This is a genomic window from Streptomyces sp. NPDC001443, assembly GCF_053597355.1.
Map to the genome: position 1 here is coordinate 90788 of NZ_JBSFIA010000016.1, position 23876 is coordinate 114663.

At 69.8% G+C, this 23876-nt stretch carries 22 protein-coding genes and 2 pseudogenes; 16 read left to right on the forward strand and 8 right to left on the reverse strand.

Annotated features, from left to right (window positions below; genetic code table 11):
- The first annotated feature begins 253 nt into the window (after positions 1 to 253).
- The gene (locus ACWC24_RS18680) at positions 254 to 745 is read left to right on the forward strand and encodes a DUF1877 family protein (protein WP_450663920.1); all 492 of its coding nucleotides are present in this window, start codon (positions 254 to 256) and stop codon (positions 743 to 745) included.
- Between the two features lie 69 nt (positions 746 to 814).
- Here the strand turns inward: ACWC24_RS18680 and ACWC24_RS18685 are convergent, their stop codons facing one another.
- Complete coding sequence (locus ACWC24_RS18685) at positions 815 to 1495, reverse strand: SMI1/KNR4 family protein (protein ID WP_450663921.1); 681 nt, start codon at positions 1493 to 1495, stop codon at positions 815 to 817.
- Positions 1496 to 1784: 289 nt separating this feature from the next.
- Here ACWC24_RS18685 and ACWC24_RS18690 point away from each other — a divergent pair.
- The 3 genes and pseudogenes from ACWC24_RS18690 to ACWC24_RS18700 form a co-directional block, all read left to right on the forward strand.
- Positions 1785 to 2087: pseudogene (locus ACWC24_RS18690) on the forward strand (MMPL family transporter); the annotation flags it as partial.
- A gap of 53 nt (positions 2088 to 2140) precedes the next feature.
- Positions 2141 to 3016, forward strand: coding sequence for a sensor histidine kinase (locus ACWC24_RS18695; RefSeq protein ID WP_450663922.1), 876 nt, complete (start codon positions 2141 to 2143; stop codon positions 3014 to 3016).
- Positions 3013 to 3696, forward strand: a pseudogene (locus ACWC24_RS18700) (response regulator). Before ACWC24_RS18695 ends, ACWC24_RS18700 begins: the two are co-directional and overlap by 4 nt.
- A gap of 172 nt (positions 3697 to 3868) precedes the next feature.
- On the opposite strand, the gene ACWC24_RS18705 reads toward ACWC24_RS18700, so the two are convergent.
- Complete coding sequence (locus ACWC24_RS18705) at positions 3869 to 4756, reverse strand: helix-turn-helix transcriptional regulator (protein ID WP_450663923.1); 888 nt, start codon at positions 4754 to 4756, stop codon at positions 3869 to 3871.
- A gap of 215 nt (positions 4757 to 4971) precedes the next feature.
- Between ACWC24_RS18705 and ACWC24_RS18710 the strand changes: the two genes are divergently transcribed.
- Both ACWC24_RS18710 and ACWC24_RS18715 read left to right on the forward strand, forming a co-directional pair.
- Positions 4972 to 5988, forward strand: coding sequence for a zinc-dependent alcohol dehydrogenase family protein (locus ACWC24_RS18710; RefSeq protein WP_450663924.1), 1017 nt, complete (start codon positions 4972 to 4974; stop codon positions 5986 to 5988).
- 23 nt (positions 5989 to 6011) lie between these two features.
- Entirely contained in the window at positions 6012 to 6422 is a 411-nt protein-coding gene (locus ACWC24_RS18715; RefSeq protein ID WP_450663925.1) for a (R)-mandelonitrile lyase, read from the forward strand.
- 118 nt (positions 6423 to 6540) lie between these two features.
- On the opposite strand, the gene ACWC24_RS18720 is transcribed toward ACWC24_RS18715, so the two are convergent.
- Entirely contained in the window at positions 6541 to 7038 is a 498-nt protein-coding gene (locus tag ACWC24_RS18720) for a hypothetical protein (RefSeq protein ID WP_450663926.1), read from the reverse strand.
- A 126-nt stretch (positions 7039 to 7164) separates the two neighbouring features.
- On the opposite strand from ACWC24_RS18720, the gene ACWC24_RS18725 reads away from it, so the two are divergent.
- Positions 7165 to 8328 carry a hypothetical protein gene (locus ACWC24_RS18725; protein WP_450663927.1) on the forward strand — a complete coding sequence of 388 codons (1164 nt, stop codon included), beginning with the start codon at positions 7165 to 7167 and terminating at the stop codon, positions 8326 to 8328.
- Positions 8329 to 8499: 171 nt separating this feature from the next.
- Here the strand turns inward: ACWC24_RS18725 and ACWC24_RS18730 are convergent, their stop codons facing one another.
- Positions 8500 to 10299, reverse strand: a complete 1800-nt coding sequence (locus ACWC24_RS18730; RefSeq protein ID WP_450663928.1) for an adenylyl cyclase — start codon at positions 10297 to 10299, stop codon at positions 8500 to 8502.
- A gap of 648 nt (positions 10300 to 10947) precedes the next feature.
- On the reverse strand, positions 10948 to 11385 hold the full coding sequence (locus ACWC24_RS18735) for a cupin domain-containing protein (RefSeq protein WP_450663929.1): 438 nt from the start codon (positions 11383 to 11385) through the stop codon (positions 10948 to 10950).
- A 273-nt stretch (positions 11386 to 11658) separates the two neighbouring features.
- Between ACWC24_RS18735 and ACWC24_RS18740 the strand changes: the two genes are divergently transcribed.
- The 6 genes from ACWC24_RS18740 to ACWC24_RS18765 all read left to right on the forward strand — a co-directional run bounded on the left by ACWC24_RS18740 (position 11659) and on the right by ACWC24_RS18765 (position 18329).
- Positions 11659 to 11883, forward strand: a complete 225-nt coding sequence (locus ACWC24_RS18740; protein ID WP_450663930.1) for a hypothetical protein — start codon at positions 11659 to 11661, stop codon at positions 11881 to 11883.
- Between the two features lie 625 nt (positions 11884 to 12508).
- A complete protein-coding gene (locus ACWC24_RS18745; RefSeq protein WP_450663931.1) occupies positions 12509 to 14227 on the forward strand; it encodes a hypothetical protein in 1719 nt (572 codons plus the stop codon).
- 43 nt (positions 14228 to 14270) lie between these two features.
- The gene (locus ACWC24_RS18750) at positions 14271 to 15908 is read left to right on the forward strand and encodes an ABC transporter substrate-binding protein (protein ID WP_450663932.1); all 1638 of its coding nucleotides are present in this window, start codon (positions 14271 to 14273) and stop codon (positions 15906 to 15908) included.
- Between the two features lie 82 nt (positions 15909 to 15990).
- Positions 15991 to 16350, forward strand: coding sequence for a hypothetical protein (locus tag ACWC24_RS18755; RefSeq protein WP_450663933.1), 360 nt, complete (start codon positions 15991 to 15993; stop codon positions 16348 to 16350).
- A gap of 414 nt (positions 16351 to 16764) precedes the next feature.
- On the forward strand, positions 16765 to 17160 hold the full coding sequence (locus ACWC24_RS18760) for a hypothetical protein (RefSeq protein ID WP_450663934.1): 396 nt from the start codon (positions 16765 to 16767) through the stop codon (positions 17158 to 17160).
- Between the two features lie 206 nt (positions 17161 to 17366).
- A complete protein-coding gene (locus tag ACWC24_RS18765) occupies positions 17367 to 18329 on the forward strand; it encodes a hypothetical protein (RefSeq protein WP_450663935.1) in 963 nt (320 codons plus the stop codon).
- Between the two features lie 168 nt (positions 18330 to 18497).
- On the opposite strand, the gene ACWC24_RS18770 is transcribed toward ACWC24_RS18765, so the two are convergent.
- Positions 18498 to 19697, reverse strand: a complete 1200-nt coding sequence (locus ACWC24_RS18770) for a hypothetical protein (RefSeq protein WP_450663936.1) — start codon at positions 19695 to 19697, stop codon at positions 18498 to 18500.
- 536 nt (positions 19698 to 20233) lie between these two features.
- Between ACWC24_RS18770 and ACWC24_RS18775 the strand changes: the two genes are divergently transcribed.
- A complete protein-coding gene (locus ACWC24_RS18775) occupies positions 20234 to 20683 on the forward strand; it encodes a hypothetical protein (RefSeq protein WP_450663985.1) in 450 nt (149 codons plus the stop codon).
- Between the two features lie 66 nt (positions 20684 to 20749).
- Here the strand turns inward: ACWC24_RS18775 and ACWC24_RS18780 are convergent, their stop codons facing one another.
- Positions 20750 to 21574 (reverse strand): hypothetical protein, encoded by an 825-nt coding sequence (locus ACWC24_RS18780; protein ID WP_450663937.1) that lies wholly within the window; start codon positions 21572 to 21574, stop codon positions 20750 to 20752.
- Between the two features lie 234 nt (positions 21575 to 21808).
- Between ACWC24_RS18780 and ACWC24_RS18785 the strand changes: the two genes are divergently transcribed.
- Complete coding sequence (locus ACWC24_RS18785; protein ID WP_450663938.1) at positions 21809 to 22303, forward strand: GNAT family N-acetyltransferase; 495 nt, start codon at positions 21809 to 21811, stop codon at positions 22301 to 22303.
- Positions 22304 to 22377: 74 nt separating this feature from the next.
- Here the strand turns inward: ACWC24_RS18785 and ACWC24_RS18790 are convergent, their stop codons facing one another.
- The gene (locus ACWC24_RS18790) at positions 22378 to 22914 is read right to left on the reverse strand and encodes a cupin domain-containing protein (protein ID WP_450663939.1); all 537 of its coding nucleotides are present in this window, start codon (positions 22912 to 22914) and stop codon (positions 22378 to 22380) included.
- Positions 22915 to 22995: 81 nt separating this feature from the next.
- Between ACWC24_RS18790 and ACWC24_RS18795 the strand changes: the two genes are divergently transcribed.
- Complete coding sequence (locus tag ACWC24_RS18795; protein ID WP_450663940.1) at positions 22996 to 23847, forward strand: LysR family transcriptional regulator; 852 nt, start codon at positions 22996 to 22998, stop codon at positions 23845 to 23847.
- The last annotated feature ends 29 nt before the right edge of the window (positions 23848 to 23876 follow it).

Consider the following 23876-nt stretch of genomic DNA (forward strand, 5'->3'; position numbering starts at 1 on the left):
GCCTCGGCCGGATCGTGAAGGGGCCGAAGCATCCTTCCGACCGAGGTGGAGCGGTGGTGTTGTTCACGAGGTCCGGTTCCGGATCGGCTTTCGGATGCTGTTGGTGATCTTCACTCGGTGGAGTGAAGATCACCAACAGCGTCCAGAACCTGAGCCAGAGCAGGCCGGCCGACAGAAGCAGCCCACTGCATCCGACCGCCGCCGGTGTGGTTGGATCGCGCGGAACGGATCTTCGCGGTGGTGGGAGGACACGATGGCGGCTCGTGCGGTGCTGTTCGCCCTGGAGGCCACGTACGCCGAACGCTTCCTGGCCTGCCAGGACGACGAAGAGGTCATGGAATTCGTCGCAGAGGTAGAGGAGCAGTGGGACCGAGACCACCTCGTCGAACTCGACAAGTCCTGGGACGCCCTGCACCGGTGCTTCACCGACGGCGACCTCGCCTTCGACAACGGCGACTACCCGTTGTCGCACGTCATCCTCGGCGGAGTGCCGCTGCATGAAGGCGACGACTACATCGTCTGCTACGTCGCCGCGGACCAGGTCCGCGAGGTCGCGAAGGCCCTGGAGCCACTGGACGGGCAGTGGCTGAGCGATCGCTTCGCCACCCTCACGTTCGACGCCTACCAGGGCACCGGCGACGCCGCCGACATCGCCTACACCCAGGCGTTCCTGCCCGCGCTGAAGGACTTCTACCTCACCGCGGCACAGAACGACCGAGCGGTCGTCTTCACCGTCGACCAGTAGACCGGGGTCGGAACCCGGGGGCGAGCTCGCCCCCGAGCGATCTGCCTCCGCTGCCTTTCGAAACACGCCCTAGTGGTTCTGTTCGACTGCTAGGAGTGCTTCTGCCAGCCAGTTCCGGTACCAGCGGGAGAAGGTGATCGGTTCCTCTTCCGGCCCGAGGAGCGGCTCGAGGTCCCGCTCGTCGACCCGGTCGTCGGACCAGATGCGACCGCGTTCGGGGCCGCTCACGATGAGCCACTGGCGGTAGGCGCAGCCTTGATGGCACAGGACGACGGCGCCGACTGTCCGCTCGGGATTCCACATCACCGCGTCCCACTTCTCGTCCCAGGCCTCGTACGCCTGGTCGAAGTCCTCGATCGCCTCGAAGTCCTCCTCCTCCGGACACTCCTTCCGAAGCGCGAGGACCAGCGCAGGGTCGGGACCCTGGACCGGGAACGGCTCGGTGAGCCGGGCAAGATCCGCCAGGTCCGCGCCGTCTCCTTCCCACCGCCACCGTCCGTCCACCCGGCGTACCGGGAAGACTCCGTAGGCAGGGCCGGTGCCACCCGCACCGACCTGGGTCAGGAACTCCCGGTAGTCCTCCGGAAGCCGGGTGCCCAACTGCTCCTCCAACTCGGCCAGCTCGCGCTCGCCGAGAGGATCCTCCAGCGCGAATCCGTGACCGCTGAAGCCGAACACCGCGCCGGCTCCCGGTGCCTTCGCCAGTCGCTGTATCTGCTCGCGGACGCCCGCCCATGACCCTGCACTCATGGCCGAAGCGTACGGGGCGGCCCTGACAACCACCGGCGGGCCGTCATCCGGCCCACTGAGGTCGTGGACCACATCGATGCCGATCCCGCCGACCGGAATCACATCCAGGACGAGTGGGCCCGACGTCCTACCGGGGCAGCATGGAGGCCTCCTCCCCGAGGATGAGGCGGACGGGGCGGTTGGTGCTCTGTCACCAGGCGGAAGTGCGAACAGGTGGACGATGCCTCGGGGCGGGTCTTGCGGTCGGTCTGGTGGTCCACCCGAAACCAGACCTGGAGATCCGTTTCCCGTGGCTGCTTTGCTCTACCGACTGGGCCGGACCGCCTTCCGCCGACGCTGGCTCGTCACCCTGCTGTGGGCGGTGATCCTGGGCGCCGTCGGTGTCGGCGCCGCCACGGCTCCGTCCTCCTCGGACGACGGCACGTCCTTCATGCCCGGCATCGAGGCGCAGAAGGCGTTCGACCTGATCGGAGAACGCTTCCCGGGCTGGTCCGCCGACGGAGCCGGCGCGCAGATCGTGTTCGTCGCGTCCGACGGGGAGAAGGTGACGGCCACCGGCCATCGTGTCGCGATCGACACCTTCGTCGAGGAGGCCCGCCTCCGAGCCTCATGGCGCCGCTGCTCGTCGCGCAATACTCGCTCAGCGTGCAGAGCCGTCGGCGCACGACGTGGAACAGCGCGTTCGTCGCCGCCGTCGGCATGGTGGTGACGGGATCCGTCCTCACACCGCTTCACAAGTCGCCCGTGCCGGCCGTCGTCAACCCGACGGCATGGGTCCTGCTGTCCGCGGCCTTCGGCAGCTACGTCCGGGTGCGCCGCGAGTACGCGGTGGTCCGCGCGGAGCACGCCGCCTGGGAACGCGAGGAGGAGGCGCGTCACCGGGTCGTCCAGGAACGTATGCGCATCGCCCGGGAACTGCACGACGTCGTCGCCCATCACCTGACCCTGGCCGACGCCCAGGCCGGCACCGCCGCGCACCTCGCCCGAACCCACCCCGACCAGGCGCTCGCGATCATCGGCAAGCTGCCGCAGACGACATCCGCGGCCCTGCGCGAGCTCAAGGCCGCCGTCGGCCTGCTGCGCCAGGACACCGACGCGGACGACGACCTGGCCCCCGCACCGGGGCTCGATGACCTGCCCGCTCTGGTCGAGACCTGCGCGTCGGCGGGCCTGACGGTGACCGTCACGGTCGACGGCGCGGCTCGTCGGCTCACCCCGGTGCTGGACCTGACGGCATACCGCATCGTCCAGGAAGCCCTGACCAACGTCGGCAAGCACGCCACCACCCGCACCGCAGTGGTGCGCCTCGCCCACACCCCGCACCATGTGACACTCACCGTCACCAACGACGCGACTCCCGGCGGGTTTTCCGGTCCTCAGGGTGGATTCGGTCTGCTGACCATGCGCGAGCGCGCCACCGCCGTGGGCGGCACGTTCCACGCCGGCCATCGCCCGCAGGGCGGCTTCGAGGTCGCCTGCACCCTCCCGCTCGACAGCCACGACGAAGGCCCCGCCACATGACCGTCCGTGTTCTGCTCGCCGACGACCAGGCCCTGCTCCGTGCCACCTTCCGCATCCTCATCGACACGGTCGAGGACCTGACCGTCGTCGCCGAGGCGGCCGACGGGCGGCAGGCCGTCGGCCTGGCCGTCGAACACCGTCCCGACGTCGTCGTCATGGATCTTCGGATGCCGGACATGGACGGCGTCGCCGCGACCGCCGCGATCTGCGCCCGGCCGGAACTCTCGTAGACCCATGTCCTCGTCCTCACCACCTTCGAGAACGACGAGAACGTGGCCAAGGCCCTGCGCGCCGGCGCGAGCGGCTTCCTCGGCAAGGGCGTCAGCCCCGAGGTCCTGCTCTCCGGGATCCGCACCGTCGCGGCCGGCGAATCCCTGCTCTCGCCAACCGCCACCCGGGCCCTCATCACCCGGTTCCTGGCCGCCCCCGACACCGACGGCGTCCTCGCGCTCACCGACGATGTCAAGTCCCTGACCGACCGCGAACGCGAGGTCACGGCACTGGCCGCGTACGGCAGGTCCAACGCCGAGATCGCCGAGCACCTGGTCGTCAGCCCACTGACCGTGCGCAGCCACATCCAACGGGCGATGGCCAAGGTGGGCGCCCGCGACCGCGCCCAACTGGTCGTCACCGCTTACCAGAGCGGTCTGGTCAAGGCGCATCCGACGCCAGGTGGGTGAAGAAGGCGGTCATGACCGGTGAGGGGCCGTCCGGGGAGCAGGTCGACGGACGTGGGCCGGCATCGCCTACATCCCGTGGCCGCATGCTCCCAGGTGGCGTCGGCCGTGCGGTCCGCGCCCGGAACCGTGTGCGGTCGTCCTCGCGCGCGGCGTGGAGTCCGTTCGGCGAGGGTCAGCGGGTCCCCTGCTCCGCGGGAAGACCGGCGTCCTGAGTCGCGGCCCAGGAGGCGAGCAGACGCAGACCCTCTTCGGAGGCCGAGCCGGGTTCGGCGGTGTAGACGGTCAGCGTGAGGCCGGGTTCGGCGGCCATTTCCAGGCCTTCGTAGGCGAGGGTGAGGTCGCCGACGGCCTGGTGGTGGAAGCGCTTGGTGCCGGTGCCGTGGTGGCGGACGTCGTGGGCGCCCCACCGGGTGCGGAACTCGTCGCTGCGGGTGGACAGCTCGCCGACCAGGTCGTGGAGGTCCTTGTCGTGCGGGTCGCGGCCGGCTTCGGTGCGCAGGATGGCGACGGCGATGTCGGCGGCCTGGTCCCAGTCGGGGTAGAAGCGGCGCGAGGCGGGGTCGAGGAACTGGAAGCGGGCCAGGTTGGCCTGGTTGCCGGCCGTGACATGGACGTCGTCGTAGAAGGCGCGGGCGAGCTGGTTCGTGGCGATCAGGTCCATGCGGCCGTTGCGTACGAAAGCCGGTCCGGCGGTGACGGCGTCCAGCACCCACTGCAGGCTCGGATGCGGAGTCCAGACCCGCGCGGTGCGACGACGGGGGCGAACGAGGGCGTCCGAGCCGTCGGCGGTGTGGGCGAGGTTGAGCAGGTGGGCGCGTTCGGCGTCGTCGAGCCGGAGGGCGCGGGCGAGGGCTTCCAGGACGGCGGGGGAGGCGCCGGCGAGGTTGCCGCGTTCGAGCTTGGCGTAGTACTCCACACTCAGGTCGGCCAGAGCGGCGACCTCGCTCCTGCGCAGGCCCGGCACCCGGCGCCGGCTGCCGATGGGCAGGCCCGCCTGCTCCGGGGTGATCTTGGCTCGCCGCGAGGTCAGGAACTCGCGGACCTCCGCTCGGTTGTCCACGCCTTCGACGGTACGTCCCGCACGCGTCCAGAGGGATGTACCGGCAGTACACCCCTCGACGGTGTCTCGCTGCCTGCGCCAGGACCGGGTTACCTGGATGTGGTGGTGCTTTCCGCCCGCCCCGTCACGGCGGGCGCGCACCCCGCCCTGCACACGGCGACGGTCCCGGTCATCCCGCGGCCGTACGCCTTGGAACGCAAAGGAAGACCCCACTCATGCGCGGCGCAGTGATCCACGCTCCCGGCGACGTCCGGTTCGAGACCGTGGACGACCCCGAGATCATCCATCCGACCGACGTGGTCATCCGGACCGCCGTCACCTGTGTCTGCGGCTCGGACCTGTGGCCCTACCGCGGGGCCGAGCCGATCGGCGACCCCCACCCGATGGGCCACGAGTACGTCGGCTTCGTGGAGGAGGTCGGCTCCGCCGTCACCGCACTGCGGCCGGGGCAGTTCGTCGTCGGCTCCTTCGCGACCTCCGACAACACCTGCGCGAACTGCGCGAACGGCTTCCAGTCGAACTGCCTGCACCGCGAGTTCATGTCGACCTGCCAGGCCGAGTACGTACGCATCCCCAACGCCCAGGGCACCCTGGTCGCCACCGACGAGGTGCCGGACGAGGAGCTCTGGCCGGGTCTGCTGGCCGTGTCCGACGTGATGGGCACCGGCTGGTGGGCCGCCGACGCCGCCGAGGTCAGGCCCGGCTCGACGGCCGTGGTCGTCGGAGACGGCGCGGTCGGCCTGTGCGCAGTGATCGCCGCGAAGGAGATGGGCGCGGAGCGGATCATCGCCATGTCCCGGCACGAGCCCCGCCAGAAGCTGGCCCGGGAGTTCGGCGCCACCGACATCGTCACCGAGCGCGGCGAGGAGGGCGTGGCCCGGATCAAGGAGCTGACCGGCGGGATCGGCGCCGACAGCGTCCTCGAGTGCGTCGGCACCGCCGAAGCCATGCGACAGGCCCTGCACTCGGCACGGCCCGGCGGCGACGTCGGCTTCGTCGGCGTCCCCCACGGGGTCGCCGTCGACGGTCAGGAGCTGTTCTTCTCCCACGTCGGCCTGCGCGGCGGCCCGGCCCCCGTACGCCGCTACCTTCCCGACCTCATCGACCGCGTCCTGTCGGGCCGGATCGACCCGGGCAGGGTCTTCGACCTCACCCTGCCCCTGGACCAGGTCGCCGAGGGCTACCAGGCGATGGACGAGCGCCGCGCCGTCAAGACCCTCCTCGAGCCCTGACCCCCCGCCACCAAGGAGCAACCGTGCAGATCACCCGCAGTTCGATCGACACCGCCAAGGGCCCCGCCGACTGGTTCACCGGCGACGTCTACGTCGACGCCGTCGCCGCCGCCCCCGACCCGTCCCGGGTCACCGCGAACCTGGTCCACTTCATGCCCGGCGCCCGCACCCACTGGCACCGCCACCCGTTGGGCCAGACCGTCTTCGTCACCGAGGGCGTCGGCCTGTGCCAGCGCCGCGGCGGACCGGTCGAGGTCATCCGCCCCGGCGACCGCGTCCTGTTCGAGGCCGACGAGGAGCACTGGCACGGCGCCGCACCCAACCGCCTGATGGTCCACCTGGCCATCAACGAGGGCGACGCCGACCACGACGTCGTGCACTGGCTGACCCCCGTCACCGACGAGGAATACCAGGCCGCCCCGGCCACCGGCTGAACTCGGTCAGGCGAACCACCGTGACCGCCTTCGCCATCGTCGGTGGCGGCCCCGGCCCGGGCCCGAGCCGGCCCGGGAGGGCATCCGGGCCCGCGGGTCCACCGCCGACGTCCAGCGATCAGTCGCCTCGCCGGCTTCGTTCCTCGGCTTCGGCCGGCGTGTCGTAGTAGCCGGGCTGCGCGACGAGGACCGAGCTGAAGTAGTGACCCTGCGCTTCCTCCGGTTCATCATCGGCTGCGAAGGGACGCCAGAAACTCAGCAGCAGATCGGGGGCGACGAACGATGCCCGATCGTCTGGATCTTCCTGGACCCTGGTGTGCTCGCGCATGACCCTGACCACCTCACGGGCCGGCATGGAGAACACGTCCAGACCTCGGAACCTCACCCGGTCCGTCGCGGCCGCCGGGCGTCCGAGCTCGACCGCCTCCAGCTGACCTCGCATGAAGTGAACGCTGATCATCAGCCCGCTCGGGCGGAAGATGTGCTGTCCCGGCCGGTCCGAATCCGACAACGAGGTGAGATCGCGGAGCGAGTCCAAGGCTGTGGTGGCCGCTTGCTGAGCCATACCGATCTGCAGAGGGCCGACTCCGGCAGGAGGAACAAGGTCAAGATCCATGCCGGCATGATGCCAAAGGCAACGAACCACTCCTGGTCCAGCGCTTCGGCACGAGCGTCCGAGCCGGCTGACACGGAGGTTCACGAAATCCGCTGTCCGGACGGGCGGCACAGTCAATCTTGAGGGATGAGTGAACCAGAGGAGTTCGACGTCTCGGCGCCGTGGAGCTGGAACGCCCGCCACTTCGTGGACCGGGGATGCCCTCGGACCGGTGGATTCGAGTTCCTGCTCTACTCCGACAGCGGCGCGACCGGCGGGTTCGAGGCGGCATGTCCTCCGTACGTGCTGACCAATTGCCTCGGGGAGCCCGAGAACGGGCGCCTGGCCCCGGTCATCGCGGTCTACCTCGATGACCACAGCCCGGTCTTCGACGTACAGCCGCTGGACAAGACGGACACCGACGGCTGGTTGAACCTCTCCCTCGACGACGAGATCGCCTGCCTCATCTCCGTCGTAGCGGGGGTGCGCCTGCGTTCCGGCGGCCCCGTCCGGCGCTTCACGGAAGAGCCCGCCGACCGGGGCACGCCCGGGTTCTCCGCACATCGCGTGCCCGACTGGACGGCGGCCGCACGCCCCGTCCACCCCACCCCGCGGCAATTTCCTCTCGAGCCGTTGGCCGACTGGATGAACCGCTACCTCGCTCTGGGCAGAGAGGACGCCGTGACCCTGGTCCGTGCGGCCCGCCAGTTCAGAGACGCCCTGTGGGTGGCCGATACGGATCCGGAGCTGGCCTGGCTGCTCCTGGTCTCGGCGGTGGAGGTCATCGCCGGTCGGGAGGCCCTCAAGGACGTACTCCCTGCCGAACTGCTCCGGCACGAGATGCCGGCCCTGGCGGAGCAACTGCTCGAGGCAGGAGGTGACCCGCACCTGGAGGCCGTGGCGGAGCAGCTCGTCTCCATCGTGAAGGCCACCACGCGGTTCATGTCCTGCATGGACAGGTACCGACCTGACCCTCCGGTGATCCGGCCCGAAGTTTATGCGCAGGTCGACTGGGAGTGGGCCCGGCTGAAGAAGGCCATCAAGCTGGTCTACAGGTACCGATCGGAAAGACTCCACGCGGGCGTGCCCTTCCCGCAGCCGATGTGCCATCCGCCCATGACGAGCGGGGCCGCCCTTGACGAGCGGCCTTCGGTGCGGGCTGTCGCGGCGGGGAACTCCGCCTGGATGGCCCGGGACCTGCCGATGCACCTGCACACCTTTGGATACATCGTCCAAGGGTGTCTCCTGAATTGGTGGCGGTCCTTGCTGCCCGCGGCAGTCGAAGCACCGGGTCCGGACGCTTCAGGGTGAGGTGCAGGCGATTCGGATCGTGCGGGACGCCGACGCCGGGGAGACAGCTGCCTGCCCCGGCGTCGGATCCCGGAGGCCCGCCATTTCCTCGGAGGTCATGGTGTCGGACTCGCCCCCGCTCACGGCCGACGAGTCCTTCGATCGGGCCGGTCGCCGTCGCGTGCGCGGACGTCAGGTGCCGGTGACGCCGTTGGAGTAGGACTTCATGTAGTACGTGGCGAAGCCGTTCTGGACCGGATCGCCGGCCTTGTCGATGGCGTGCAGGATGCCACCGCCGCCGGCTCCGTTGAGGCAGACCGTCATGAGATCGGTGAAGACGACGCCGGGGGTGTTCGGGACCTCGTACGCGCAGTCGGTGTAGATGTCCGCGTTGAGGTTGAAGAAGCAGTAGCTGCCCAGGCCCCAGGCGTGGTGGTCGCGTACGTGGTCGCCGACCTTGTAGGCGGCGTAGCCGAGGGTGGAGCCGTGGCGCCAGGCGGTCTGGGTGGGCACGTCGTAGGGGTGCTCGTTCTGGAAGAAGTAGGTGCGGCCGTGCTCGCCCTGCCAGAGCACCTCGTACTTCTGGTAGTGCTCGACGAACAGTCCGTACGCGGTGACGTGGTCGCCGTTGACCACGATGCCGGTGTCGGCGGGGTTGACCGTCCAGCCCACGGTGTTGTCGAGGCCGTGGTCGGCGCGCCAGAGCCAGAGGTGGTCGAGGACCACGTCGTTGCTGTCGACCTGGACGCTGACGCCGGCACCACCGGGCAGCGCTCCGCCGATCCTGGCGACGATGTCGAACAGCACGGTCGGGTCGGTGCTGTGCCGACGCCGGCTGCGGCCGTGGCCGACACGCAGCAGGACCGGGGTGTGGTGGGAGGCCGCTTCGAAGAGCAGGCCGGCGAGGGTGACGCCGGGGACGTCGGCGACCTCGAGCACGGTGTTGCCGTGGGTGGAGCGCAGGGTGGTCAGGCCGAGGCCGAGGACCACGGTGCCGGGCCGGTTCACGCGCAGCGGTGCGGAGATGTCGTAGATGCCCGGGGTGAACAGGAGGTGCTTGCCGGCCGCCAGGGCCCGGTTGATCTGTGCGGCGGAGTCGCCCGGCTTGGCCACATGGAAGTGGGACAGCGGGATGTCGTGTCCCTTGGCCGGGCCCTTCGCCCAGGTCGTGCCGGTGCTGTCGGTGCGCAGCGCGGGTACGAACACCTGGTAGGAGCCGTGGCGGTCCACGGTGAGGAACGGCTTCTCCCGGATCACGGGGGTGCGGCCGACGGTGGTGTGCGGCGGGCTCGGGAAGGACTGCGCGGGGGCGCCCTGGGTGCCGACGAACACCATGTTCCAGTTGGCGCCGTTCCAGCTGCCGAAGGTGTCGTTGCGCGAGAGCCACTGCTGCTGGGAGCCGGACTCGACCTGCCCGTCCACCACGCTGTCGGCGAGGAAGCCGCCGCTGGACCACCGGTTGCCGGGCGGGCTCGGCCACAGGGTCATGTCGCCCTTGATGTGGACGCGGCGCATCGGTGCGGCCTGGGCGACGGCCCAGCGCTCCAGTCCGTCCGGCGGCACGATGGTCAGGTTCTCCGCGGCCCGCCAGAAGTTCTGGGTGCCGTTGCCCTCGAACCACTGCGCGTCGACGGTGACGTGACCGTTGATCACCACGTCGGACGGGCTCGCGCCCAGGCCCAGGACGTGGGTGTAGAAGCCGACGTTGATGTCGACGGTGTAGGTGCCCGGCAGGAAGGCCAGGGCGAAGCGCTCGTCGCCGAACTGGTTGGACTCCTGGACGGCGAACACGGCGTCGACCTTGGCCTGAATCGAGGCGTCGCTCATGGACGGATCGAAGACCAGGACGTTCGGGCCGAGCACGGTGGAGCTGTGGCCGGGCCGGTGCGAGTCGGCGGCCGACGCGAACGCCTGTCCCGAGCTGATACCGCCGATGAGCGGCACCGACGCAGCGGCCGCCCCGCGCAGCACACCACGACGAGAGGGAATCATGGACACGGCTCTCCCTGCATAGGGTGAATGGACGGGACCGTCAACCGGCCCCCGATCTCTGAGAGCGCTCTCAGCCACGAAGTGAATCACCGTGGCTGGGGATGGTCAATGCGCTTGTGGCAAAAGGGATTTGAGCGCTCATCAGGGGCTGTGCGTGCCCGTGTGAGCCCGGGAGAATCGCCCGGTGGGCTTTCGTGCGCGCGGACGCGACCGGCGGGCTGCGCGGCGGCCCCGTTGCAGACGGGGGCGGAGGCGGGGCGGGGGCCGGAGGGCCGGGGGGCCGGGGGCGCGCCGGACGTGCGCCGTTGTCGTACGGCGGACGTGCGCCGCTGTCGTACGGCGGACGTGCGCGTTCGGCAAGCCGCAAGGGGAGTCAGGACGCGCCCGCCCCTCTGACCGGGCTGCAGGCGGCTCCGTGACGGACGGCGCGAAGTCGGCCGCTCCATGACGGGGTCGCATCAGGCAGACGTCTGCCCTGGCGGGATCCGTCGTTCGGGTGCCGGCGCCTGCGGTGAGTCACGGTGAGTCGGTCCGGGTGGCAGAACGTGCGCGGGTTCGTCAGAGCACTGCGACGAAGGCCGGAGGTCGCTGCGGAGCCCGGTACCTGGATCGGTGCTCCGGACTCCGCACTGTTGCCGATCTCGCAGGTCAGCCCCCGGAGGGACGTGGGGCGCGCAGGTGCGCCCGTTTCTTCAGCTCCTCCTCGTCGACCAGCCTGAGCATCGGCTGACCCGGCGCGCACACCATGGTCACCACGAACTTGGTCGGTGCATCCGACAGGGCGTTGCCGTCCTGGTAGTGGATCACGTCACCGCCGGGCTCCCAGAACGTCCCACCGGCCCTGACCACACGCTCCGGCTCACCTTCCAGCTCGAACCGGACGGCGCCGTCCATCACGTAGCCGAATGCCGGGCCCGAGTGGCGATGCGGAGGGAGACCGGGGTGACCGGGCGGCCAGTCGACGAGGATGGTCATCGCCGAACCGCCTTCGGGAAAGAAGGGCGGAGCGACCTCCTGCAGCAACTTCACTTCGGGCGGCAGGGAGATCTCGTGGGCGCTCTCGTGCTCAGGGTTCTTCGCTGACATGCATCACACCTCCGTAAGCCTGCCCGGAAGAGGCGATCTGCGTCGGCCACCGCATTCCGGACCGGTGTGCGACCCACTCGCTCGGCGGTGACCGAGTTCGCCGACGCTCGGCTCGCACGACTCGCTTCGCGATGAGGCCAGGCCACAGCCCGCATCCGTGACAGGCCTTGTGGCTTCAGCCTCGCCTGAACGGTCTCGACACCACCCTGCCGTCCGTCGGCGACCGCCACAATCCGGGAGCGGGCGGCACCGAGAACCGGCACTGGACATCCCATGGCTCTCGACTGCCGAATCGGCTTCATGGCCGCGTGCCTGGCCATGGCCGAGGACCCGGCGTTCGCCGAGCGCATCGCGGAGTCGGCCGACACGACGCCGGACCGGCTGATCGCGGGAGACTTCCGGGCGATCGAACTCGACGCCGAGGACGCGGCCAGGAGCGCGAGTTCGGGCCCTGGGCCATCAGTGGCCTCAACTACCCCAGTGACACCGCTCGTTTGACAGTCCGATCTCTGGGGGCGCACGTGGTCGGTCCGCGCAACAACCCGTGCCGGGGTGAAAAGTTGCTGCGAGCCGGCAGGGGAGAACCGCCGGATCAGCGCATTCACTCCCGGATGGCCGCCCGCGTCGGGTGCTCGTGGTGCTCGCGACGGCCTTGCGGTCACGGGCTCCCCGTGAGATGCCGTGGCCCCTGCACAGATCTTGCCTAGCATGAGCGTGGAGCTGAGCACTTGACGCGCATATGCGCGGGTTCCGGCGGTTATGCGGCCTTCTCGGCGCAGCATGGCCGTCAGGCAAGCGGGGGGAGCAGGCCATGGCGGATCAGAGCAGGGTCGTGGACTTGGGTGGCGGCCGGAGGGCGCTGGTCCCGCACGGCGTCCACAGGATGTATGAGCAGTGCAGACGGCGGCCGTATCCGCCGGATGCGGCCGGGGAGCCCGGGGCGGGTGAGCTTCCTACCGTGATCCTGCTGGGCCCTGCGGGTAGTGGGAAGAGTGCTGTCGTCGAGGGCCTCCAGAAGATCGGGGAGGGGCGCGCGAACGGGCGGCATCCGTTCGTCACGGGAGAAGAGCCCCGGCCCTACGAGATTGCGGCGAGCCTCGCACGGGAGCTTGCCCTGGTGAGGGTGAGGGGGATCCCTGCTCCGCCGTTCCCGCGGCTCAGGGTCGGTCTCATCGCCGTGGACCCCCAGCTCAGCCTGAACCTGGACCCGCATCTGGCCGTGAAGCAGCTCCGGTCTGCGATCCGCGGTCCCAGAGCGCCGCAGCCGGGCGAGGGAAGGTATGCCCTGGTGCTCAACGCGATCAAGGAGATCACCGGCCTCGAGATCCCCGGCGGGGAACTGGTGACATCCACCCTGTTGAGCCTGCCGAAGCTGCCTCACACCCTGGCCCAGCGGACCGGGCTTGCCTGGTACGGCGACCGGAACCACCCGCTGCACGGCCTGATCGCTCTCAACCACCAAAGCAAGAGAGCAACGACGGACGACCGCTCCGCGGTCGATCGCAAACTCGTCGCGGCGTTCCTCGCGGACCTCAGAGCCGCCTACGAGCGCCAGTCCCACGACCGGCGATGCGTGGTCTTCCTCGATGACATCGACCGACCTGGCGGTCTCGCGTTCCTGACCCACCTCACCGCCGCCCGCGACGCCGACCAGGGCACCCCGGACCCTCTTCTCGTCATTGCCACGGCCTCCTCCACTGCCGGCCTCCCCGGCCCCCGGGACGAAGAGTCCGCCGAGCTCGTGATCCATCGCTCCGAGGTGGCGACCTTCCGGCACTGGGGCAGCACCATCGCCACGCCCACCTCGCGGCACTACTACTGCATCGCCCTCGGACACCTTGCGGAAGAGAGCGTCAGTGAACTCCACCCCGCGGCCGGGGCAGCACTGCCTGCCGCGCCACCCGTCATCCATGGCCTGACCCGCGGCCACGGCGGCGGCACCGTGCACCTCCTCGAGGCCGCAGCCGCGTACCGTTCCGCCCCACAACTTCGCGCCCTGATCCCCCGACCGGGAACACCGCAGGCAGGCGATTTCCTGCGCGACGCCCTGAAGCCCCTGCTCCGCGACTTCACCGACCAACAACGGACCGCCCTCGTACTGTGTGCCGCAGCCAGAAACTTCGACGCCGCCTGCGCGGCAGGGCTCATCGTCGGCGACCTGGGCGCGCGGATCGCGTTGGCCCAGAAGCTGGAAGACTGCTTGTGGCTCGTCGTCCCCCAGCCCCAGGACGCCCGCGCCAGAGGCGGCCACGGCGTCGGCATCCACACGGAAGCACACTCCGCCTCCCCCGTCATCCACCCCTGGCTGCGACTGCTCCTTCTCACCGAGCTCGCAGGACTGCCTGGCCCCGCAGACCCCTGGGAGAACACCCACCGCACACTCCGAGACCGGGCCGGCGCACAACCCGTGGACCAGCACTACCACTCTCTGGCGCTCGAAGACATGGACCCGGCCGTCGACCACCTCGTCGACCGACTGCGCGACTCCACGGTCCCGGTAGGCGTATGGCTCCGCGACCTCTACGCGATCACGGCCGCCCCCATGAGGGAACCGGTCGACACGGCCGTCCCCGCTCCCCAACGGGCGCTCGACCTTGCCCACCGCTGCGCCCCGCGCAACTATGCCAATCCCGGGATCTGGCGGGACCTCGCGGTGCTCGTGGCGTGCCTCTGGATGGCGAGCGACCCGCGCAACAGGCTCCCTGCCCGGCCCATACCGCCTGGATCAAGCCCGTCGGCGGAGCTCAACGAGACCATCGCCCGCAAACTCGGGAACCTGGCTGAAAGCCCCCTCCTCGTCAGGAGCGAGCTGATCAACGAAGCCCGGATGTATTGGCACTGACCGGACCCGTCGGCCTGTTCCCACCTTTCAGGAGCCCGATAGCATGCGCACACGTGTCGCAGAAGACCCCGACTCCGAGAACTTCGGCCCCGATCCGGTTCCTCGCTGGTGGCAGGGCTGGCGCGGCCGCACCGCCCTGTTCGCCGCCCTTGCCGTGGTGGCTGCCGGACTTGTCCGGTGGCTTCCCCCCACGCCTGCGGACACCAGTTGCGCGAAGGACAATCCCGATCTGCATTGGACGGGAGCCGGCGATTCCCGCGAATGCGTCGGGGTGCTGACCGAGCATCCCTACTCATTCGACCCCGCGCTGGACGCCATCGTCGGCAAGATCACCAAGGAGAACCGTCGTGTTCGCGCAGCGTGGGAGAACCCCGGCATCAAGATCCCCTACGTCAGAATCGCAGTCGTACTGCCCTTGACCGGCGACGACACGACCGCACTTCCTGTCAAGCAGATCGTCAAGAGCCTGGAGGGCGCCTACACGGCCCAGTGCCGCGCCAACCAATGTGCCGCCCTGCACGGCAGGCTGGGAACCGGCCTGTACTGGAAGGTCCCCCACTTTCAGCTCGTCCTCGCCAACATGGGGAAGCTGGAGACTCACGGGAAAACCGTCGTCGGTCAACTCGCCGCAATGGCCGACGAAGACGAGGACGAGCACCCCCTGGTCGCCGCGACCGGCCTCGGGATCAGCATCCCGGAAACCAAGCAGGCGGCCGTCGAGCTCGCCAGGCACCACATCCCTGCTGTCGCGGCCGTGGTCTCCGCGGACGACATCAACGCCGCGCAACTCTTCAAGATCAGTCCGTCCAACCGGGACTACACCAAAGCCATCACGGACTATCTCGCCACGCGCCCCGACCTCACAACGGGCTGCCTTGTCTACGACAGTAAACAAGAAGACAATTTCACCCAGACCCTGAAGCATGATTTCGAACAAGCCTTCAAAGCACGGTTCAAGAGCCAGGGCAAGAGCCAGGGCAAGGGTCAGGAGAATAGCCAGGATCTCTGCACCGCGGCGTTCACCGGGAAAACCATCAAGCGTAATCGCGCCCTCACTGGCCTTTTCCCTCCGGCTATTGACAATATTTGCAAAGTCAACGCGAACACGGTCTTCTATGCCGGTCGCAGCCGTGATCTGCCGGACTTCCTCGACGCCCTGACCAAGCGGGATCAGAAATGCAGTCGCCACCCCATCACGGTCATCACCGGCTCAACCGGCCTCTGGGGGGCAGGTCAAGGCGTGGGTATGAAGGCGAAACTCACCGACAGCCACACCAGCTTGGTCGAAGCCTCCGCCTCCGACCCCGACGACTGGGCCACTGTCTCTCCCCGAACGCCCGATGGGTTCGACGACTTCCGCCGATCATTTCTCGCACTCGGATTCGCCCGGTCTGAGCTGGACACCGGATACGCCATCCTTCACCATGACGCCGTAGCGGCCGTGGAAATCGCAACACAGATCGTCGCAACAGACAGAGATCTGGCCACCCCCAACGCGGCAGACGTCGCCGACGCGCTCGTCAACCTCCACACCGCCCGCCATGCGGAGCTCGCCAGTGGCACCGTCGAATTCGACGGCTTCAACAACGGATGGCCCCACAAGAAACCCGTCCCCATCATCATCGTGCCGCAGCCGAAATCTCCGAAACCGGCCACCGAGAAGCCTTACGTGACGCCCTGACCTACCGTCGGCGATGCGTACGCAGAGGACGTGGCCTGGTCGCGGCTTCGTGCGGCCCTGGGCCGGAGGCGCGTTCGTCCGCATGCCCACGGCGAACATGGCCTCCGAGGACTTCGCCCGGGTCGCGGCCCTCGTGCCGGGCGCCCAGTTCGGCATCGGGGCGCGACCGCTCGCCGCGCCCCCGGACGCGCCGTTCGACCACTCGCCCCACGCGGTCTTCGGCGACGGCGCCCTGCCGGTGGGTGCCGCGTTCCTGGCCGAGGTGGCCGAACGGCGACTGCGGCGCCGAGGCGGCCGAACGGCGACTGCGGCAGGGCTGACGGCGCCATCAGGGTGTTTCCGGGCGGTAGATGTGTCCGCCTGGCGCCATACGCGCCGGGCGGACACCGGGTGGGGCGCGGCGGACAGCACCGCACCCGGCCCTCGCATCGTCGTCCTCTGAAGTGCTCCGGTTGCGGGTGCCACATACCGGCACGAAAATCGTACAAAGGTGCGTGATGCTCGCCGTGACGGCGTCGGCGACGCGCCGGCCGCTTGCAGTCCGCTTGCTGCGGCAATGTCGAGACGCAGACGCGGGCACGACCAGGCGACACCAGCTCGACTCACCGAATGTCCCACGGCCGTGCTGTGCCCGCGGACAAGAGTCCCACGGCACCACGGCGACGGCATCGAGGCGCGTGCGCGAGGTGATCAGAAGATGAAGTCGTCCACCGATCCGGCATCAGTGGCCACCGCCGTCATACCGAGCGCTGAAGGCGCCACCTCCGGAGGAAGCGACAACCGTCCGGCCCGGCAAGGCGGAACCCTGTTCCCACCCGGCATGCGGCGCGGCCGGTGGGTGTGTGCCATCGCCTGCGTGGCGCTCGCCGTTCCGCTGGGAGCGGCCTCGGCGCAGGAAGCGTCTGCGGTCTCCGCAGGCGTACGGCAGGGCGCGATGGCGCCCTCCGCCGACAGCGCCCCGTACACGTGTACCGTCCGGCCCGGCCCCTTCAAGTTCTGCGCCAGGGTCGTCGCGCTTCCGGGCGAGACGGTGACCGTCTCGGTCGGCGATTCAGGGACGGTGACCCGGGGGGACTTCCAGGCCGTCAACCGCCATACCCAGGAGGTGCTCGGCACTGTCATCGGAGTGCTGCCGTCGTTCGGCTCTGCCGTCATCTGGAGGAACGACACGGACCGCTCGGTGACCGTGGACCTGCTGGCGAGCGCGGACGACGAAGGCAGGATCGACGGGCAACTGGTCGCCGGGGGCTGACCGTCCGACCTCATCGCGCGTTATGGGAACCGGCCAGGCGATTCCGCTTCGGGCTGTGCTTGGTGCGACGGCTCCGACACTTCCGAGCGGGCCTGCCGCAGGGCCCGGAACTCCATCGGAGTACGGCAGATGCAGGCCGTGGTCCTGATCATCGGCCGTTAGACTCCCAAGGTCCGGATGGTGTCGGTGGACCGGGAGGCCAGGCCATGGAGGACGACCGCTGGGCCAGGTGGCCGGAAGCGTGGGTGGGCACGGACGGCGACATGCGGACGGTCGTGGGTGCGATCCCGCGGGAGGCCAAGGACGGGTTCAGGTACGACGGGATCCCTTGGCGGCGGTACCCGCACTTCTACGGCCCGGGCGAGGAGGTCCCCCCTCTCCTCGCGACGCTCGCCGACGAAGACACCGAAGGCGCTCGCCGGGCCTTGAACCAATTGTGGGACGGTCTCCACCACCAGGGCAGCACGATCGCCGTGGCAGCACTCGCCGTCCCGTTCCTGCTCCGGATCGCGGCCACCGGGTCCCCCGGACTCCGCGCGAGCACCCTTCGCCTGGTTGCCGAGATCGCACGGTGCCAGGCCTACGGGGACGGCACACGCGAAGGCCTCCTCCAGGTCGCCGAGGATCCTGAACTGGTGGAGGGCAGCACGATGGGCCCGGTGGACTGGACGATCCAGGCCGCTCGCACCGCCGTCACCGCGGACCTGCACCTCCTGTTCCCCTTCCTCCTCGATCCTGATCCCGAGGTCCGCTCCGCCACCGCCTTCGTCATGGCGACGGCGAACGGCGAGACACCGCGCATCTCCAGCGCCCTGCACAGCAGGCTGGCCGCGGAAGAAGATCCGGCGGTCCGGGTGAGTCTGATCCTCGCGATCGCCCAACTCGCGCGCGAGGACCGGGACGAGGACGCTCCCGAGTGGGCCCGGGCCCTGTGGTCGGACGCCGCCCAGCCGCTCGGGACGCGCGTCGGCGCCGCCCTCGCCTGGCTGTGCCTGGTCGACGTCCCCGTCCCCGACGAACTTCGCGCCCTCCTCGCCGACCCCGGTGCCGACCGGCTCGGCGAGCTGTTCCAGCGGGTGCCCTGGATTCCCCCGGTCGACCCCATCGACGGACTGCGCCGATGCACCCACGAGATGCTCACGCCGGATGTCCCCTGGAGGAGCGGTTGATGGTCCTGCGCCACTCGGGTGCCGGCCTCGAACGGGCAGTTCCTGTGTGACCTCGGAGCACAGGAAGGGACGCCGGTGCCGGGGGCAGGAGTGGGATGAATCCGCTTCCAGCCGAGCAGAGGCACCTCCCGTCCTGCCGGGCGGGAGGTGCCTGGGCCGCGTCCGGGGTCAGGCCCGCGTGCGGCGGCGGCGCAGGGCCACGGCGCCCAGTGCTCCGGCTCCGGCCAGCAGGAAGGCGCCGGAGGCCGCGGCGATCGTGGACGTCCCGCTGCTTCCGGTCTCGGCCAGCTGTGTGCCCGCCCCGGAGGTGCCCGAGGTCGCGGACGGAGTCTGGGCCGAGGCGGACGGCGAGGCGGAGGCGGAGGCGGAAGCAGTCGGGGTCGGCGAGGGCGTGCCTCCGGTGGAGCCCGCCGCGAGCACCGTCAAGGTCACGTTCTTTCCGCAGAACGTGGTGCCGCGGAACGGTGCCGACCCCTGGTTGACGAATACGCAGGACTGCACGGTGGCCTTTCCGGTGGGCGTGTCCTTGCGGTACGTCACCCGGACCTTGGCGACCGTGCTGCTGTGCGCGGCGAGGGAGGCGTCCTTGCCGATCACGTCGAATCCGTACACGTCGGCCTCGGCGTCCGAGGTGACCGGCGTGAGGGTCTTCCAGGTGCCGGAGCGCAGCACCTGCACGGAGGCGTACTTGTCGGTGATCAGCGTGTCGGTGACGTTCTCGTACCCCGAGGCGGTGGGGTTGGTCACCGTGGCCTCGAAACCGACCGCGGGGCCGCCGGCGGTCACGGTCGCCGGGACCCCGGACAGCGCGGTGTCGAGGCCGTCGACCTTGATGGTGTCGTCGTCGGTGCCGGAGGCCGCTCCGGAGGCGCCGTGGGAGACGAGGGTGGTCAGCTTCAGCTGCTGGGTCCCGCCGTCGCTGTCGCCGTCGTGCGGGGTGCCCATGGGCACCCCGATGCGCAGCTGCACGGTGCGGGACTGGCCCGCGGCGAGCGGGAAGGTCTCGGGAATCTCTCCGGAGAACTTCCCGTCGGCGTACGTCAGCGGCACCGTCTTCCACTCCGTGCCGCTGAGCTGGTACTGGAGGCTGACGGCGTCCGACGGCAGGCCGGCTCCGCCGTCGATCCGGTAGATCAGCCGTGTCGACGAGGAGTCGTAGGAGCCGGTGTTGGAGACCTTGGTGGTGAAGGCGACCGGCAGGCCGGCCAGTCCGACCTCCGCCGGCGCGGCCGTGGCGACCGCCAGCGTGGGCGGCTGGGACTCGTCCGCGAAAGCGGCGGGCGCGAGGCCCAGGCCCGCGGCGGCCAGCAACAGGGCAGTCCCCGAAATGGCGACCGACGTACGGGCCTTGCGTGCAAACGTGCTCAACGTGTCCCCCAGGTGCGCGTGTTGCGCGGTATCGCCGCGCTCGGTCGTCAGGCAATGTGCCGTGATCAGGCAATGTGCCGTCGTCATGCGCAGTTAGACCCATCGGCCCGGCAGCCAGTTGTGCCTCGTAGTGTGACAGTTCTGTCACCAGAGGACTTGGACAGCCCTTCTTGCGCCGTCGGCGAGGTCCTGGTCGCAGCGGGCGGGGACGGTCGGCGCTGCGACCGGCTGCCGGGAGAGAAGACTTGGGCGCTGTTTCTCGGATTTCCCTTGGTGAATGAGGAGTTGGGGGCAGGCTGGCCGCATGGGACGTGGTGACCTGACGAATGCGGAGTGGGATCGGCTGCAGTCGTTCTCACCTCGTGGTGGTGCGCGTGGGGGCCGGTGGAGCGATCACCGACGGGTGATCGACGGAGTGCTCCACCGGGTTCGCATGGGCCCGTGGGCGGTGCTCTTCTGCCTGGCGGCGGCCGCCCTGGCCGTGGACCTCGGCCCCACCACCGTTCTCGGCGGCCTTGAATCTCACGGAGGCTTTCATGCAGATCTCTTCGTTGCCGTACCTGGATGAGCACGCGACGGCCATCACCGCGGAGACCGACGAAGTCTGGCACGTACTGGCCGCGGCATTGGACCGGTCCTTCTCGCGCCCCGGATGGGCCACGTACACGAGACTGGTCGGATGCGTCGACCGCTCGGTGTCCGGGCCGCGTCCTCTCGCCGAAGGCTCGACGTTCCCCGGTTGGCGAGTGGTCGCCGCGGACCCGGGACGAGAGCTGGTCCTTCAGGGACGCCATCGTTTTTCGTCCTACGCCCTGATCTTCCGCATCGATCGCCTCGGCCCGGGGCGATCGCGGCTACGGGCCGAAAGCCGGGCCGCCTTCCCCGGTCTGGCCGGCGGCCTCTACCGGGGGCTGCTCATCGGGACGGGCGGGCACGTGGTCGGCATGCGGCGCCTCCTCTCGGCGATCCGCCGCCGATCCGGGTAGCGCACGCGAGGAGGTCACCTCGTGATGCCGGGTTCGGCTGACGTACGGCAGTCCGGTCGTCCTGCCTTATCGGCGGCGAGCCGGCTGCAGGCGCTCGACGCGGTCGAGGTCGCCGGCGAGAAGACTCCGATGGCTGATGGTGAAGTCCCCGTTGAGCAGGGTCTGGTCTTCGCCGAAGTACCGGCCCACAACGGCGGTGGGAAGGAAGGAACGCAGACTGTGACGCATGTTCCCGGGGTAGTCGACGGGTTCGCCCCAGCCGGCAGGGGCTTGGTCGGTGGAGAGCAGGACCCAGTGGTCCACGGGCACGGTGGCGTCGAGGTCCGGTGCCGCTCCGGTGTGGCTGTCCAGGGCCGGCACGGTCAACTGGTCGGGGTCCAGGGGCGAGTACCACAGCAGCAGCGGCTTGGCGTGCCGGGCGTCGGCGTTGTCGAAGCAGCACACGGCGATGGTGTGGTCAGGAAAGTGGTCGGCGTAGAAGCGCAGGAGGTCCGGGTCGAGGTCCGGTCGGCGGTGCAACGGCACCTGCCGCAGCGCCGTGGGGACAGCGGTGGGGTCGGTGGCAAGGAGCACCGTGTAGACGTCATGGTCGAAGATCTGGACCTGCGGTTCCGCGCTCATCCACGCGATGTCGTCGGCTCCGACGGCGACGGGTTCGACAGCGGCGACCATGCGGCGCAGGACGTCGCCGGTGCGCCCAGCGGAGAGAAAGTGGCTGGGGGTGAGCTGCCTGGTGGGCAGGTGCAACAGCATGGCGTTCGGTCCGTCCGCCAGATTGACGGCAGTGTTCTGGTAGCCCAGGACGTGGATCAGACCATGCACCGGGTGGTGCTGCCTTCCGCAATACACGATCGTGCCGGAGAACGCGGCCTCACCTGTCGAGATGCACATGGCGGCAGAATATCGCCCAGTCGTACGGGAGTTCGGCGGCGAGGCAGGCGTCGACCAAGTCGGGAGGCGCTATGGGATCTGCTCGACTCCGCGCTTCACGGCCCGGGTGATCCGCCCGAGGTCGGCGGCGGCGAGATACTCCAGCCGTAGATCGTCGTGTGCCCTGGTCCTGGCCCGTCCGCCACTGAGGGAAACCCAGGTGGCCGCAGCGCACGATCCGGGTAGGGTCGGGCGATGCCCGAGCTGAAGCGGCTGCGCGCCGACCACGCCTCGGCGGTCCTCGCCTTCGAGCTGGCGAACCGCACCTACTTCGCCGCCTCGATCTCCGACCGCGGCGACGAGTTCTTCGACCAGTTCCCCGACCGGTACGACGCCTCGCTGGCCGAGCAGGAGGCCGACATCTGCGCCTTCTACGTGCTCGTCGCCGATGACGGCTCGGTTCTGGGCCGGTTCAACCTGTACGACTTGGAGAACGGCACCGCCAGACTCGGCTATCGGGTCGCCGAGCGGGCCGCCGGCCGCGGTGTGGCGACCGCGACCGTCCGGGAGCTGTGCCGGATCGCGGCGGCGCGGCACGGGCTGCGCACGCTGCGGGCGGCCACCTCCGACGACAACGCCGCGTCCCGGAAAGTCCTGACCAAGGCGGGGTTCACCCCGGTTGGCCCGGCCGACCCGGCCGCTCTCGGCGGCAAGTCAGGCACTTGGTACCAGCTCGGCCTCCAGCCATAGGCCTTGACCTTGGTCCCGCTCGTGGGTCGGCCGCGGGAAGGCCGCGGCCACCGCTGATCACCGGTGTGGGAAGACTAACGATCATGCGCCGGCCGCAGGTCATGGCGTGGACCCTGCTCGCCGGCAGGAGGCGCGGGCTCGGTCGCGTAGCGGCTCATCGCGTCGATGTTGGCCTGGGGCGTCAGCGGTCGGCCGTCGGTGAGGACCTCCTGGAGGTCTCGGAAGTACTGGACGTACAGGTCGGGCGTGAAGGTGCTGAGCATGACGGCGGGCTGGTCGGTGGCGTTGGCGAAGGTGTGCGGCGTGCCGGGCGGAACCGTCACGAGTGTGCCCGTGGCGGCGTCGTAGTCCTTGTCCCCGACGGTGAACCGTACGGTGCCGGAGAGGATGTAGAAGCCCTCGTCATGTCGGGCGTGGCGATGCTGCGGCGGCCCCTGGGTGTGCGGGGCGAGGACGGACTCGGCGATCGCGAGACGGTGCCCGGTGTGGCTGCCGTCCTCCAGAACGCGCATGCGCGTGGTGCCCAGAACGATCGTCTCGCCGTCGCCGGGACCCACCACCGATGCGGCGGGGAGGGTCTGCGGCTCGCTGGACCTCGCTTCTTCGGTCATGCTCACAAGTGCACCGCCGGCGACCTGCCGGTGTCCAAGACCTGTCCTGCGGCGCCGATACCTCGTGGGTATCGTTGCAGCGTGGAGCTGCGGACCTTGCGCTACTTCGTGGCGGTCGCCGAGGAACTCCACTTCGGCCGGGCCGCCACCCGACTGCACATGAGTCAGCCGCCGCTGAGCCGGGCGATCAAGCGGTTGGAGGCCGACGTCGGGGCCCTGCTGTTCACCCGCTCGCCCACGGGGGTCACGCTCACCGCGGTGGGCTCGGTGCTGCTCGAGGAGGCGCGGGGCCTGCTCGACCACGCCGACCGCGTCCGGGCACGCGTCGGCGCGGCGGCCGGCGTCGCGACCCTCACCATCGGCATCCTGGGCGACGGCACCGACCCGGGAGTGTCCAGGCTCGCCGCCGCCTACCGCCGTAGCCGCCCCGGCATCGACATCCGTATCCGCGACGCCGATCTGACCGACCCGACCTGCGGGCTGCGCGCCGGGCTGGTCGACGTCGCGCTGACCCGGGCGCCGTTCGACGAGACCGCCCTGACGGTGCGTGAACTGCGGGCCGATCCGGTCGGCGTGGTCCTGCGTGCCGACGATCCGCTGGCCCGCCGCGACGGGCTGCGGCCGGCCGAGTTGGACGACCGCCGCTGGTTCCGGTTCCCGCAGGACACCGATCCCATCTGGCAGTCGTACTGGAACGGTGGCAGGCCGCGCGAGGGACCGGTGGTGCGCGCCGTCCAGGAATGCCTGCAGGCCGTGCTGTGGAACGGCACGGTCGGCCTGGCCCCGCTCGGACACGACCTGCCCGCGGAACTGGCCGTGGTGCCGCTGATCGGCATGCCGCCGAGCCGGGTGGTGGCGGTGTGGAACGAGGGGGACACCAACCCGTTGATCCGATCTTTCGTCGAGATCGCGACAACCGCCTACCGGCCCTGAGGGAAGCCGATCGAGGATCAGTCGAAGAG

Coding starts and splice junctions, on each gene's coding strand:
- ACWC24_RS18725 (WP_450663927.1), top strand. CDS start 7,165: ATGAGTGAACCAGAGGAGTTCGACGTCTCGGCGCCGTGGAGCTGGAAC.
- ACWC24_RS18720 (WP_450663926.1), bottom strand. CDS start 7,038: ATGGATCTTGACCTTGTTCCTCCTGCCGGAGTCGGCCCTCTGCAGATC.
- ACWC24_RS18790 (WP_450663939.1), bottom strand. CDS start 22,914: ATGACCGAAGAAGCGAGGTCCAGCGAGCCGCAGACCCTCCCCGCCGCA.
- ACWC24_RS18680 (WP_450663920.1), top strand. CDS start 254: ATGGCGGCTCGTGCGGTGCTGTTCGCCCTGGAGGCCACGTACGCCGAA.
- ACWC24_RS18765 (WP_450663935.1), top strand. CDS start 17,367: ATGGAGGACGACCGCTGGGCCAGGTGGCCGGAAGCGTGGGTGGGCACG.
- ACWC24_RS18755 (WP_450663933.1), top strand. CDS start 15,991: ATGCCCACGGCGAACATGGCCTCCGAGGACTTCGCCCGGGTCGCGGCC.
- ACWC24_RS18750 (WP_450663932.1), top strand. CDS start 14,271: ATGCGCACACGTGTCGCAGAAGACCCCGACTCCGAGAACTTCGGCCCC.
- ACWC24_RS18775 (WP_450663985.1), top strand. CDS start 20,234: ATGCAGATCTCTTCGTTGCCGTACCTGGATGAGCACGCGACGGCCATC.
- ACWC24_RS18710 (WP_450663924.1), top strand. CDS start 4,972: ATGCGCGGCGCAGTGATCCACGCTCCCGGCGACGTCCGGTTCGAGACC.
- ACWC24_RS18685 (WP_450663921.1), bottom strand. CDS start 1,495: ATGAGTGCAGGGTCATGGGCGGGCGTCCGCGAGCAGATACAGCGACTG.
- ACWC24_RS18740 (WP_450663930.1), top strand. CDS start 11,659: ATGGCTCTCGACTGCCGAATCGGCTTCATGGCCGCGTGCCTGGCCATG.
- ACWC24_RS18730 (WP_450663928.1), bottom strand. CDS start 10,299: ATGATTCCCTCTCGTCGTGGTGTGCTGCGCGGGGCGGCCGCTGCGTCG.
- ACWC24_RS18780 (WP_450663937.1), bottom strand. CDS start 21,574: ATGTGCATCTCGACAGGTGAGGCCGCGTTCTCCGGCACGATCGTGTAT.
- ACWC24_RS18735 (WP_450663929.1), bottom strand. CDS start 11,385: ATGTCAGCGAAGAACCCTGAGCACGAGAGCGCCCACGAGATCTCCCTG.
- ACWC24_RS18785 (WP_450663938.1), top strand. CDS start 21,809: ATGCCCGAGCTGAAGCGGCTGCGCGCCGACCACGCCTCGGCGGTCCTC.